The following is a 13,342-nucleotide window of genomic DNA, read 5'->3' as shown; positions in this document are numbered from 1 at the left end:
ACGGTCGGGGCAGGCCGCTCGTCCTCGTGGGAACCCTCCAACCGGACACCGCGCAGTTTTGTGAGCACCCGTCGACGATTGTGCCGCCGCGCCTCGTCCGGGGCAGACTGTGCGGCATGTCAGGTACCACCGCTCCGGGTCACGAGCCCAGCACGAAGCGCACGTTCTTCGGACAGCCGTTCGAACTGTCCACGCCGTTCGCGGTCGAGCTGTGGGAGCGGTTCTCGTTCTACGGCATGCAGGGCATCGTCCTGATCTACATGTACTACTCGCTGACGCAGGGCGGGTTGGGCATCGACAAGGGCATCGCGAGCGGGATCATGGGCGCCTACGGCGGCGCGGTGTACCTGTTCACGATCATCGGCGCCTGGGTCGCCGACCGGCTCATCGGCGCGGACCGGACGCTGTTCGGCAGTGCCGTCGTCGTCATGCTCGGCCACATCGCGCTCGCCGTCCTGCCGGGCGTCACCGGCGTCGGCGTCGGACTGGTCCTCATCGCCCTCGGCTCGGGCGGGCTGAAGGCGACCGCCACCACGATCGTCGGCGGTCTCTACACGAAGGACGACCCGCGTCGTGACGCGGGCTTCTCTCTGTACTACCTCGGCGTGAACCTGGGCGCGTTCTTCGGCCCGCTGCTGACCGGGCTGCTGCAGAGCACGCTCGGGTTCCACTTCGGCTTCGGCCTCGCCGCCGTCGGCATGGCCGCGGGTCTCGTGCAGTACGCCATCCGTCGCCGCCACCTCCCCGAGGTCGTCCGGCAGGTCACCAACCCGGTCGACCGTCGACGCCTGCCGCTCGTGGCCGTCTTGGTGGTGGTGGCGCTCGTGGTGATCGTCGCCGCGGTCCTCACCGGGCTCCTCAACGTCGGCAACCTCCCGACCGTGGTCGTCGCGATCGTGGTCCTCGCGACCATCGGGTACTTCGTCGTGATCCTCGGCAGCGGCATCAGCGCCGAGGAACGCTCGCGCGTGTTCGCGTTCATCCCGCTCTTCATCGCGAGCGCCGTGTTCTGGTCGCTCTACCAGCAGCAGTTCACGGTCGTCACGGTCTACGCGGACCAGCGGCTCGACCGCTCGCTGTTCGGGTGGGAGATGCCGGTCTCGTGGGTCCAGTCGATCAACCCGGTGTTCATCATCGTGCTCTCCGGCGTGTTCGCCGCGATCTGGACCAAGCTCGGCGACCGTCAGCCCTCGACCCCGACGAAGTTCGCCCTCGGCACGGGCATCATGGGCGTCGCGTTCCTGCTCTTCCTGCCGTTCGTGCGCTCCGGCGAGAACGGCACGCCGCTCCTCGCACTCGTCGGCATCCTGCTCGTCTTCACCATCGCCGAGCTGCTCCTGTCGCCCGTCGGGCAGTCCGTCGCGACGAAGCTCGCACCCGCGAAGTTCCAGACACAGATGGTGGCGCTGTTCTTCCTGTCGGTGTCGCTCGGCACCGCGGCGACCGGCGTGCTCTCGCGCTACTACGACCCGGCGAACGAGGCGCCGTACTTCACCGTGCTCGGCCTCGCGGCGGTCGTGGTCGGCGTCCTGCTGCTCGTGTTCGCGAAGCCGGTCCTCCGCCTGATGCGCGGCGTCCGCTGACCAGCGCGCCCGACCACGGCGGGTGGTCGCACCGGGTAGGCTGGTGTCGCCAGATCGGCCCCCGGAACCAAGGAGTCACGACATGCTCGAAGTCATCGCAGGCGTCATCATCGGGATCTGCGTGCTCGGCGGCGTCGGGCTCTGCATGGCCACGGCGGCCATGATGAAGAGCGGCTCCGAGGAGTACTAGGCCCGCTCGTCGGCCCCGGTGGCCGCTGCCGGCTCGACCGGCACCAGTTGACGACTCAGGACGGTCGCGCGCTCGAAGGGGCCGCGGCCGTCCGTCGTGTACGCGGGCTCGTCGAACGCGACGGTCCACGTCCGCTGCGTCCCGCCGAGTTGGCTCCCACCCGGTGCGACGATGACGCCGATCGGTTCGTCGGCCCAGTGCTCGCCGCCCTGCTGGCCGGGGTCGACCACCTGGACGAGTGCCCCGATCCCGAGGCCGGGGCGGTCGTCGGGGCGGGGGCTGGGGGAGCGGCGTCCGAACACCCGCCCACCGTACCGCTCCGTCCCTGCCCGCCGACCGCTGCCCGTTGGTCGCGGGACACGCCGTCCGCGCCCCGCGTTGGTCGCACGACGTGCCGTCGCGCGGCAGCCGGGGCGACATGTTCTGCGACCAGCCGCAGGCGACGGACGGCAGGCGCGTGGCGGCCTCGCACCGCCTCCCGTCCGCTGCGCCGGTCGCGTTGGTCGCAGGACATGCCGTCCGCGTCGCGCGTTGGTCGCAGGACACGCCGTCGCGCGGCGGCCGGGGCGACATGTTCTGCGACCAGCGGCAGGCGACGGACGGGAGGCGCGTGGCGGCCTCGCACCGTGCCTCCCGTCCGCGTCCGGATCGCGTTGGTCGCAGGACACGCCGTTCGCGTCGCGCGTTGGTCGCACGACGTGCCGTCGCGCGGCGGGCGGGGCGACATGTTTTGCGACCAGCCAGCCCCGCGCCGCCCCGCGCCGCCGCTGCCGCGCCCCGCGGCTACGCGCCGGGCGCGACCCGCGCGATCTCGGTGATGGACGAGTGGCCCGTGTCGGGGTGCTTCCGCATCGAGAGCAGGCGCTCCATGGACGGTTCGAGCGCCGTCACCTTGTCGAGCGGCGCGCTCACCACGAGCTGGAAGCCGAGCCGGAGCCACGCTGTCACCGCACGCCCGGCGAACTCGGAGTCCGCCTTGATGAACGCCTCGTCGAGGAACACCGGCGCGAACCGGGGCCGTGGCCGTGTCTCGTCGCCGAGCTGGTACCGGAGCGCGGCGCCGACGATGAACGCGACCAGCTCCTGCGTCTCGCCGCCGGACTTGTCGCCGAGGGACGAGTACACGCCGAGGTCGTTCCCGTCGACGTCGTAGCGGACGGCGGTGATCTCCATGTGCCGGCGGACGTCGAGCACGGCGTCCCGGGCGGTGGTGCGGCCCCGGGGTGCGGCGGAGTCCGGCCGGATGATCGCCATGAACCGGCGGAGGCGACGGAACCGGGTCTCGAGCACGTCGTCGGTCAACTCGGTGTCCACCGAGGCCGACAGCGCGCGGAGCTCCTTGCGGAACGACGCGACCTCTTCGCGGGTGACGCGGCGGATGACGATCTTCAGCCGGTCCCGGTTCGCGCCGAACGGCAGCTCGCGGAGGATCTCGTTGACCGGCTCCAGGCGCTCCTCGATCTCGACGACGGCCCGGTCGAAGGCTCCTGCGAGCGGCACGAGGTCCTCGCCGCTCCACTGCGAGAGCCGCCGACGCCACTCGGTCCGACGGGCATGGAGGCCGGTCGCGAGGATCTGCTCGAGGATCGCGTGGTAGTCCTCGTAGGAGGCGACCCCGGTGCCGAGGTTCGGGTCCGGCCAGGCGTCCTGGTACCGCTGGAACGTCAGGGTCAGGGCGTTCGAGGCCGAAGCGGCACCGTCGAGCGCCTGCGACAGCCGCTCGTCGAGCCGTCGTCGCAGCCGGCGGGTGGCGTCGTCGAAGCCGTCGATGCCGTCGGGGGCACCGACCTCCTCGAACGTCTCGGACAGCAGCTGCGCCTGTTCGTCGTCCGGCAGCGAGTCCGGGGCGTCGTCGAAGCGCGCGAGGATCTCGGCGGCGGCGTCCTGCCCGTCGACGAGGACACCGTGACGCTCCTCGAGTCGCGAGACCGACAAGCGCGCTGCGGACCGGCGGTCGGAGGCCTCGTCGAGGGCAGCCCGGAGCCGAGCGACCGTCGCCCGGAGCGTCCGGAGACCGTCGTCGGCGGCGAGCAGCGCCTGGCGTTCGGCGTCGAGCTGCGCGAGCGACTCGTCCAGACCCGCGACGTCGATGCCGTCCCAGCTCGCGTCGACCACGTGCTGGTGCGCATTGCGGAGGGCGTCGAGCGCGGCGATGTCCTGCGCGACGTCGGTGCGCCGGGCCTCGAGCGTCGCGAGGTCCTCGGCGATGGAGGCGAGCTCCTCCTCGACCGCGGTGACCCTGGCCTCGTTCGTGAACCCGATGACGTTCGCCTGGCGCCGGTCGCCGTGTGCGCCACGTCGGCCGTCACGGAGCTGTCCGGACCGCGTCACCCGACGGCCCCCGCCGCCGAGGTCGCCCGCGTCCTCGACGCAGCGGGCGTCGGTGCGCTCCGACTCGATGCGTTCGCGCACCCAGGTGCTGAACGGGGACGGCTTGATCGCGAGCTTCCCCGACACCATCGACGGGTCGCCGTCGAGGTCGATGTGCGGCCCGGTGGGGACGCCCTCGAACTGGACCCGCACGGGCAGGCGGAGGGAGTCGATGGCCTCGCTGAAGGCCGCGAGGTGGTCCTGGTCGACCAGGAGCGTGCGGGCGACGGGCGCGAGCACGGACTCGATCGCCGTCCGCCAGGCTTCCTCGCCCGGGAGCACGTCGAGGAGCTCCGCCACGAAGGGCAGGTCGGCGGGGTCGGTGCCGGCGGCGCGGGCCATCGCGACCCGGGCCTCGTGCATCGGCAGCGGCATGGCGCCCTGGCGGTGCTCGAGCGACTGCCGTTCCTGGCGCAGGGTGCGTTCGCGGTCGAGGAGCGGGTACTCCTCGCGGGTCAGGGCGTCGCGGCGCTGGTCGAGTTCCTGCCGAGCGGTGGCGTACGTCCCGAGGAAGTCGTGCGACGCTCGCTGCGCCGCGGAGAACCCGGTCTCGGAGTCGACCGTGGTCTCGAGGACGGCGGTGCGCTCCTCGAACACGGCGCGGGACCGGGCCGCTGCGTCACGCTCGCGCGTGCGGCGGTCGATGCGGTCCTCGAGCTGCGCGAGCGCGTTGCCGCCCTGGTCGCGGAGCCGGGCCTCGGCGTCCCGGAGCTCGATCTCGACGGCTGCGTGCCGAGCGGACGCGGCGGCGACCTCCGCTCGCGCGGCCGTGCGCTCGCGGGTGTTCCGGGCGACCTCGTCGTCGAGGAGCGCGCGCTTCCGGGAGGCCGTCCAGTGCGCGAACGGGGAGACCTCGGCGCCGGTGGCGATGCCGTCGAGCGCAGCGGCAGCCGCCTTCGACCGGGCGATCTCCGCGTGGAGGTCGACGATGGGCGAGAGGATTCGGACCTTGCGCTCCTCGGTGTCCATCGCCTCGTACGCCTCGTCGAGGGCCGAGAAGTGCGCGAGGGCACGGTCGGCCGCCTCGTAGGTGGCGGGCGTCTCGAGGACGAGCGACTTGTACAGGGCGTCGACGGTCGGGAGGTGCTGCCCGGCCTGGATGCGGGCGAGCAGGCGCATCGCCCGGTTGCCGCCGCCGGAGTCACCGATGCCGAGCCGGGTCTGCAGGGTGTACGCGAGCTCCTGGTAGGTGTCGCGGATCACGAGCCCGGGCACGCGGCCGGTCAGTTCGAGGTGGTGGAAGCGCGACGGCACGAACTCCTCGAGCCGGCGCAGGTCGAACGTGTCGTCGACCGTCGCCATCGTCATCTGGATGTCGCCGACGCCGCGCGCCCGCTTCGGCACGATGTACGCGCGCAGCACCGTGAAGCGACGCTCGTCGTCGTTCCGGAAGGTCACCGCGACGGCACCCCACGTCGTCTGGTCGTCGCCGCGCAGGTTGACGTCGCGGAGCGCGCCGGTCTCCGGGTCGCGCTGGGTGTCGACCTTGCCGCGCAGGTACGTGAGCAGGTTCCGCTGGTCCGCACCGCGTGCGCGGCCGGTCGTGGTGTCGTTGGACGCCCCGTTGAAGGGCACGTCGGACGGCATCATCACCGCGAGGTACGCGTCCATCAGCGTCGACTTGCCGGTGCCGGACGCGCCCGAGATGAGGGTCGCGGTGCCGGACAGCTCCACCTGGCGGTGGCCGTGGAAGCCGCCCCAGTTCACGACCTGCATCGACTCGGCACGCCACTGCGCCACCGTGTCGAAGAGGGCGGGCATCGCGTACTCCTCGTACGCGGTCGTGCCGGTCGCGGTGTCGGTCATGCTGCCGGCTCGCCTTCGTCGTCGGTGTCGGTCGGCTCGGCCTGGAGGCCCGGCTCGGCTCCGGCGGTCGCCTCGCCGTCGCCGCTGGTCGCGGTGCGGAGCCAGGTGTCGAGCTCGAGCAGCCGTTCGAGGGGCAGGAGCACCTCGACGACGCTCGCCACGCGGAAGCGGTCCGGGTCGGTGGTGCGGAGCAGGATCCGGGCGCGGACCAGCCGCTCCACGGCGCTCGCGACCCGGGCCTCGTCGCGCGTGCGGTCGGTGGAGCCCGCTGGGAGGAAGCCGGCCACGTGCCCGAGGATCTCCGAACGGTCGACGACGACCTGGTCGGGGCCGGGACGGGTGTCGGCGCGGAGGCGCATGCGCAGGTAGACGAGGACGATCGTCTCCTCGCGCGTGTACGGGACGTCGCGGAGCAGGGTCGGGAAGGCCCGGCGTTGGCTCTCCGAGCGGGCCTGGCGCTTCCAGGCGACCTCGCGGTCCCGGTCGACGTGGAGCTCGAGGAAGAGGTCGTTGAGTCGCGACCGGAGCTGCCCCTCGGCGTCGAGGACCGCTCGCCACTCGTCGGCGTGGGTCCGCGCGCTCACGTAGGTGTGCCGGAGCAGCGCGACCAGCGCGCGTCGCTGCGGCTCGTCGAGACGACCCTCGTCGCCCTCGAAGAGGGCGAAGCTCGTCTCGTCGCGGTCCTCGTCCTGCGGGACCGTGTCGAGGCCCTCGAACCCGGCCGTGTCGTCGACCGGTGCCGGCGTGGTGTCGCTCACCGTGCCTCCTGTGCGTGTGGTGCTGTGCGTGCTGGGTCGTGCGCTGCGTCGTGCTCCGCCGTGGCGTCGCCGTCGGCGAGGGCGGCGGTCGGCATGTGGAAGGTGACCGCGCTGCCGTCGGGCCGGACCGTGTGGTGGGCGACCACGTGCCGGGCCTCCTCGAAGTCCGGGCGGCCCGTGAGCAGGTGTGCGAGGCCGAAGAGCTCGACGGGTCGGCGGTGCTCGTCCGGCAGGCCGTGGAAGGCGGCGGCGCTGGTCGTGTCGACCGCGGACCGGAGTGCGTCGCGCAGCTCGGCGAGCAGCGGGCCGCCGTGGCGCCGGAGCGTGTCGACGTCGAGGTCGTCGAAGACGTCGTCGTCGGGCTCCTCGATCGGTGGCGGCACCGACTCGTTGTCCGGGTCGTAGAAGCGCTCGCGGAGGGTCTCGACCTCGGCCGGCTCCGGCAGGAGGCCGAGCGGCACGCGGTCCCGTGCCGATCCACGCTCGATCCAGGCCGCGAGCCCGCGGTTGACCGAGCGGAGGACCGCGTCGAGCTCGCGGTCGCGGACGACGTCGTGCGCGACGATCTGGTCGCGGAGGGTCGCGGTGAGCTGTCGTCGACGGGCGAGGACGTCCTCGATGCCCTGCCGCAGGATGCTGACCGTGTTCCGGAACGCGCGGCGCTCACCAGGCTCGAGGGTGGAGGCGAACGGGTGCGCGAGGATCGTGCCGATGTCGTCACGGAGTCGGAGCAGGAGCGCGTCGTCGCGGAGGAGCTCGAACGCACCCTCGAACGCGCGGCCCTCCGGCGTCGACTGCATGAGGTTGTCGGTGCGGGCGAGGTAGTCGTCGAGGATCTCGCCGATCGGGCGGACCTCGCTGCGGAAGTCCTCGACGATCGAGCGGTGCATCGTCGCCACCGCTTCCTCGACCCGCTTGAAGTCGCTCGGCAGCTGGCGGATGAGGTCGGAGATGTTCGTGTACCCGTCGCGCATCCGGTCGTCGTCGACGGTCTCGACCGTGTCGCCGCTCGCCAACCGGTCCCGCTCCGCCTGGAGCTCGGCGATCTGTGCGTCGAGGCGGCGGATCTGCACGTCGGGGTCGGGTTCGGCGCGTGCCGCCCACCGGTGCACGGCGTCGACGATCATCGCGAGGCGGCTCTCGCTGATGAGGGCCCGATCCGCGCTCAGGGCGTCCACGAGGCTCAGCGCCTCGAGGGCGTGGCTCGTCAGGGAGTACTGCTCGTCGCCGTCGGGGGAGTTCGACCGCACGAGCCACTGTGCGGCGACCCACTCGCGACAGAGCGCCCGGCCGTTCGGTCGTGTCTCCTCGACGTCGCCGCCCTGCTCGCTCGCGGGCACCCGGGCGCCCATCGCCTGGAGCCGGGCGACGTGCTCCTCGACCTGGAGGTGCATCCGGTCGGCGGGGACGTACTGGACGTCGCGGTCGAACACCGCGCGGAACACGGCCACGACCGCGGCGCTGGTCGGACGCGAGAGGAGCCGGAGGGTCGGACGGTCGAGGACGGCGCGGACGCGGGCGAACTCGAGGTCGACGTCGGTCATGTGCCCCTGTGGATCGTTCTGCTGGTGTCGGATTGCTGGAGTCGGCGTGCGTCGGCTGCTTGCCGGAACGACGAGAGCCCGACGCGTGCTGCGTCGGGCTCTCGGTCGTGTCGTCAAGCGACACAGCGGGTGGGCGATACCAGACTCGAACTGATGACCTCTTCGGTGTGAACGAAGCGCGCTACCAACTGCGCCAATCGCCCGCTGCACTTGTCGTGCCAGTCGATAGTAGCGGATGCGGGAGCCGGAGCCGAACGCGACGTGCCGCCCGGGTGTGGCGCGGGGGTTCGATGCCCACGCATCCGCGTGAACACGGGGGACACGCCCGGTGAACCGGAAGGATTTTGGCGGATGCGCCAGGGTTCGTATAGAGTTTACGACGTCGCCGAGACGGCAGGCCAGCACGAACGGCCACCCGAGCAGCGACATGCGGATGTGGCGCAGTGGTAGCGCATCACCTTGCCAAGGTGAGGGTCGCGAGTTCGAATCTCGTCATCCGCTCGAGTGTCTCGACCTCCGGGTCGCGACGACTCACCAGAGGGTATCCCACCGTTCGGGTACTCACGGAGACGTGAACCTCGATGGTGGGGTGGCCGAGAGGCTAGGCAGCGGCCTGCAAAGCCGTCCACGCGGGTTCGAATCCCGTCCCCACCTCCAGCTCCACACTCCTCTGGGCGATTGGCGCAGCGGTAGCGCGCTTCCCTGACACGGAAGAGGTCACTGGTTCGATCCCAGTATCGCCCACCACGAAGAAGCCCCCGGCAGACGCCGGGGGCTTTCGTGTTCCACCAGGGGTTGCTCGATCCGCAGATCCGAGCAGATGGCACGGCCGAGGGGCGTGCAGTGCTGTCGTGCGGTGCGACTTCCGCGCCTGCGGACTGGCCGGCACCCGACAGCTGACATCGCATCGGGAGCGGTGAACGCTGGTGCCGGCGCGGGCGCCGCCCGACTCGGCCGACCGTACCCGAGGACGATCGACGGTTCTGGGCGGTGCTCACACATCCGACCCTGACGACGATCGGGGCGACGAGGAGTCCGCTCACCAGCCCGGTCCCCACGTCGAGACCGCCGCGGCCGTTCGGGACAGCGACCCAGTCAGCGGAGGACGCCCCGGCCGGCCCGGCAGATCGCTCCGAGGATCGCGTCCGCTACTGCACGTCGGCGTAGACCGCCAGCGACGGCTGACCCTTCCCGGCTGCGTTGACGGCGGTGACGCTCATCTCCCAGCTCCCGGACGAGAGGCCGGTGAGGGTGAGCGGGCTCGACGTCCCGCTGACAGTGTGTGTTCCGACGAGGGTGGAGAGCACGTAGCCCGTGATGGGGAGCCCGCCGTCGTCCGCGGGCGGCGTGAAGAACACCTCGGCTGTCCCGGGGCCGCTGGTGACGGTCGTGATGGTGGGGCGGCCCGGCGCCGTCACGCTCACCGGCGCGGTGCCGAACCGCGCGACTGCTGGCTTGCTCGGGTTGCCGGCTCCGTCGATGGCGAAGACCTCCACCGTGTACACGCCGGCGGGAACGGTCGGCACCGCCGCAGTGGTACCGGACACGGTCAGCGGTGTGCCGCTCTCCGGTGTCGCGTTCGCACCAGTGCCCTGCACGAGGCGGGCAACGTAGGACTTGACGTCCTTCGATGCCGACGCCTTCCACGTGACCTTCCGCGGTGACGCCGACGACACGGAAGCTGACGTCGGTGCCGCAGGCGGTGTCACGTCGCTTCGTGCCTGCCACTGCAGCGTTCCCGTCTGCGGGTACTTCTCCCCGTTGTCGCAGTACTGCACCCACGACATGTTCACCGTGTCAGGCAGACCGGTCACCGGGTTGAGGGTGAACTGCTTCACGGTGACGGTGCCGCTCGAATCGCAGGCCCACGAGTCCACGGTGTCGACGATGCTGTACCCACCGCCGACGGTGGTCTTCGTCGTCCCGACGGGGAAGGGCCGTTTCTCCGGTGTCGTGAGCCGGATGTTGAGCGCGCTCCCCGAACCGTCGGGCCGGTCCGCGTTGAACATCCACCCGTAGGGCATCTGGACGACCGACATGGTCGTGTTCGCCGAGTTGGTCTTCGTCGTCCTGCCCTTGTCGACGATGCCCTTGCCGTACGAGGTGATGCTGGTCGTGCCGAGGAACGCCGACCCGGTGAGTGGCACGGTGCGGGTTGCCGTCCCGACCTTCACGTTCAGCACCGCGGTGGCGGGCCCGGCGGCCTTCGGCACGAAGCCGACGGCGAAGGTGCAGGTCGCGTCCGGCGCGAGCGTGGTCGTGCAGGTGCTGCCGCTCACGGAGAACGACGTGGCGTTGACCCCGGTGACGGCCGGCTTGCCGAGCGCGACCGGAGCGGTCCCGGTGTTGTGAACGGTTTGCTGCTGAACCGTCTTCGGGAGACCGATGTAGGTCTCCGGGAACATCAGGTTCCGAGCTCCGAACACAACGGACTCGCCCGCGTCCTCGCCGTACCGGAACTCACCCACTCCAGGCATGACGGCATCGAAACGGGTGATGAGACCGTTGGCCGGGTCGGAGGCGAGGTCGACGATGTCGAACTCGCCGTACATGTACTCACCGTCGATGGACAGTGTCGGCACCTTCGCGCCGTACCCCTGGTCTCCGACCAGGCGGTACACACCCGTGGTCAACGCTTCCCCGTCCGGAGGAGTCAGCGTGAACGCGGCGCCGTTCGTCGCCCGAGCATCGACGCCGCGGGTGGTGTCGAAGATCCGGCGTTGCACGTTCCCGCCGTCGGCGAACTCCAGCTGACCCTTGGTGCCGTACCACGGGGAGAGCACCTGCAGCACTCCACCGGTGTCCGTGGCCGCACCGGCCGGGCCGGTGCCCATCGTGGTGAGGAGCCCAGCTGTCAGGATTGCGGCGGTGCCGATGGCTGCCGCGCGGGCGATGCGCTGCATTGCGTGTCCGTTCTGTCCCCGTGCGCGCCTCGGGCAGGCGGCGCCGGTGACGCTACTCCCGAGCATCGTCACCGGGCGGGACCTGAACTGCTTCGCAGCACGCTCGAGCAACGGGTGCGAACTCCGCGCACGGGGATGGTCGAGAGTCGTCGCCGGCGCCGAAGGCTGCCGCCCGTGCTCGCAACCGTCGAAGTGCACCTGCGCTTCGACGTCGACATTCGTGCGGCGAAGCATTTCGCCTGCTCCCTCGCAGCCGTCCGCGTCGGAGATCGCTGCCGCTGGATCCGAGGCTGAGGACGGTCGGGTGATCGGGATCAGCCCCGCACGCTCCGCACCGTGCTGACGCGGAGGCCGTCGAACGTGCTCGTGAAGCCGGCGCCACCGAGCGAGATCAGCCCGATGCGCGGGTGCGCCCCGAGGTCCGCCGTCCAGGTGCCGCCCCGGACGAAGTGTCGGCCGTCGTCGCTCGTGTACGCCGTGTACTGGTCGAGCCCGTCGACGACACGGTGCACGATCCGCAGCGTGGTGCGGTCTCCCACCGGCCCGACGACCATGTTCCCGTAGTTCGGTGCTCCCGCCGGCTGCGGCGAGACCTCCTTGCCGAACTCCGTCTGCCGGGTGTCGAAGATCGAGTTGGACGTCAGACGGACGTAGTTGCCGTCGTCGCCGTACACGATCAGTCCACCCTGGACGTAGTTCACACCGTCGCCGGTGGCCGGGGTGTCCACCGCGACCGTCGTCTCGACGACGTAGTCGCCGCGCGGTGCGGGTTCGGCGAGCACGGAAGCCAGTGGCGTCGCCGGTGGGTGGATGTCGGCGTCCTGGGTCTGCCAGCGGAGGGCGCCGCCGCTGACCGTCCACGTCGACGGATCGGGTTCACGGATCCAGCTGAGCGATGCCGGCAGCGTCGACCCGTCGAACGAGGTCGAGGCAGAGCGGAGCAGTCGCCCGGGGACGTCGACCGGTGTCCGGGTCGGACGGTACGTCGGGCGTTCGCCGGGCTGGGCGACGGGTCCGGGCTGCACCGAGTCGGACGGACCCGCACCACCCCGGACGACGGGCCAGCCACCGACCCAGTCGAGCGGGTCGATGAGCACCGGGCGCTTCGTGTAGGTGCCCTGACCGGCGTAGTACGGGTCGTCACGGTCGACCGCGTGGTAGACGATCCAGTCCTGACCGGCGAGGTCCGTCACGACCGCGTTGTGCCCGGTCCCGACCCAGCGGTCGCCGTTCTGCGCGAGCATCGGGGTGCCGCCCACGCGGGTCGCCGTGATCGCCACGCCGTCCCGGTCGGTGAAGGGCCCGAGCGGGCTGCGAGACCGCGCGACGAAGACGCCGTACCCGGTGAGCGCGCCGTTGCAGCAGTTCGTCGCGGACCCCATGAAGTACCACCAGCCGTCGTGGCGCATGAGGTAGGTGCCCTCGTACCGGTTGTCGATGGCGATCTCGCGCTCGGTGGACGGCACCGAACGCAGCCCGTCCGGGGTCAGACGTCGGACGTTCACCCCGCCGAAGTAGCTGCCGAAGTACAGGTAGGTGGCGCCGTGGTCGGTGATGACCTCGGGGTCGAACTCCCAGCGCTGTTCGGCGCCGTTCGGCGCGGCCTGCGGCGCGACGACGGGACCGCCCGAGTCCTTCCAGGGACCGGTCGGGCTCGTGCTCGTCGCAACACCGACGGCCGATCCGCCACCGGTCGGCGAGGTCGCCGTCGGGGTGTCCGACGCGGCGTAGTACAGGTACCAGCGACCGTTCCGGTACACGACGTCAGGGGCCCAGATGCCGTTCGCGTCGCCGACCCAGGCCGGCTTGGCCGTGAAGGCGTCGCCGACGTACGCCCAGTGCGTGAGGTCCGTCGAACGGTAGGTGGGGACGACGTGCTGGACCAGCGATCCGTCGGGGTCCTCCTCGGTCGCGGTGAGGGCGTCACTCGTGCAGTAGAGGTACCAGTCGCGGTCCCGCCCGACCCCGTGCACGACGGTCGGGTCCGCACAGCTCGCGGCGGTCTGCCCGTCCGGCAGCGACAGCGTCATGGGGTTCTGGTGGGTCGGCGCGGCCTGGCCGCGTGCGGACGTCGCGCTGGCGGCCAGCGCGGGTGGCGCCTCGGCACCGGCCTGGAGGAACGTGGTCGCGAGTGCCGCGACCGTCGCGATCGTGAGGACCGCCTGCAGGGATCTGCGCACGGTGTGAC

The 13,342-nt window shown here is 71.3% G+C and carries 7 protein-coding genes and 4 tRNA genes; 4 read left to right on the top strand and 7 right to left on the bottom strand.

Features of this window, described 5'->3' with window-relative positions:
- The first annotated feature begins 116 nt into the window (after positions 1-116).
- Complete coding sequence (locus tag QPJ90_RS14135; protein WP_290131807.1) at positions 117-1,583, top strand: oligopeptide:H+ symporter; 1,467 nt, start codon at positions 117-119, stop codon at positions 1,581-1,583.
- Positions 1,584-1,769: 186 nt separating this feature from the next.
- Here the strand turns inward: QPJ90_RS14135 and QPJ90_RS14130 are convergent, their stop codons facing one another.
- The 5 genes from QPJ90_RS14130 to QPJ90_RS14110 all read right to left on the bottom strand — a co-directional run bounded on the left by QPJ90_RS14130 (position 1,770) and on the right by QPJ90_RS14110 (position 8,454).
- Positions 1,770-2,075: a hypothetical protein gene (locus tag QPJ90_RS14130; protein WP_290131806.1), complete on the bottom strand. Its 306-nt coding sequence runs from the start codon at positions 2,073-2,075 to the stop codon at positions 1,770-1,772.
- Between the two features lie 481 nt (positions 2,076-2,556).
- Positions 2,557-5,949, bottom strand: a complete 3,393-nt coding sequence (locus tag QPJ90_RS14125; RefSeq protein WP_290131805.1) for an SbcC/MukB-like Walker B domain-containing protein — start codon at positions 5,947-5,949, stop codon at positions 2,557-2,559.
- Positions 5,946-6,707: a DUF4194 domain-containing protein gene (locus tag QPJ90_RS14120; RefSeq protein ID WP_290131804.1), complete on the bottom strand. Its 762-nt coding sequence runs from the start codon at positions 6,705-6,707 to the stop codon at positions 5,946-5,948. The genes QPJ90_RS14125 and QPJ90_RS14120 overlap by 4 nt, the downstream gene beginning before the upstream one ends.
- A complete protein-coding gene (locus QPJ90_RS14115; protein ID WP_290131803.1) occupies positions 6,704-8,251 on the bottom strand; it encodes a DUF3375 family protein in 1,548 nt (515 codons plus the stop codon). The genes QPJ90_RS14120 and QPJ90_RS14115 overlap by 4 nt, the downstream gene beginning before the upstream one ends.
- 130 nt (positions 8,252-8,381) lie before the next feature.
- Positions 8,382-8,454 (bottom strand) — tRNA-Val (locus QPJ90_RS14110).
- Positions 8,455-8,680: 226 nt separating this feature from the next.
- Between QPJ90_RS14110 and QPJ90_RS14105 the strand changes: the two genes are divergently transcribed.
- The 3 genes from QPJ90_RS14105 to QPJ90_RS14095 all read left to right on the top strand — a co-directional run bounded on the left by QPJ90_RS14105 (position 8,681) and on the right by QPJ90_RS14095 (position 8,998).
- A tRNA-Gly gene (locus QPJ90_RS14105) sits at positions 8,681-8,752 on the top strand.
- An 82-nt stretch (positions 8,753-8,834) separates the two neighbouring features.
- Positions 8,835-8,908: transfer RNA gene (locus tag QPJ90_RS14100), tRNA-Cys, on the top strand.
- A 15-nt stretch (positions 8,909-8,923) separates the two neighbouring features.
- A tRNA-Val gene (locus QPJ90_RS14095) sits at positions 8,924-8,998 on the top strand.
- Between the two features lie 401 nt (positions 8,999-9,399).
- Here the strand turns inward: QPJ90_RS14095 and QPJ90_RS14090 are convergent.
- Positions 9,400-11,154, bottom strand: coding sequence for a choice-of-anchor D domain-containing protein (locus QPJ90_RS14090; RefSeq protein ID WP_290131802.1), 1,755 nt, complete (start codon positions 11,152-11,154; stop codon positions 9,400-9,402).
- 314 nt (positions 11,155-11,468) lie between these two features.
- The gene (locus tag QPJ90_RS14085; RefSeq protein ID WP_290131801.1) at positions 11,469-13,334 is read right to left on the bottom strand and encodes a family 43 glycosylhydrolase; all 1,866 of its coding nucleotides are present in this window, start codon (positions 13,332-13,334) and stop codon (positions 11,469-11,471) included.
- Positions 13,335-13,342: the final 8 nt, after the last annotated feature.

Origin of the sequence: Curtobacterium sp. 458, from assembly GCF_030406605.1 — a bacterium.
Taxonomy (GTDB): Bacteria; Actinomycetota; Actinomycetes; order Actinomycetales; family Microbacteriaceae; genus Curtobacterium.
This window is presented reverse-complemented; position numbering and strand designations above follow the sequence as displayed.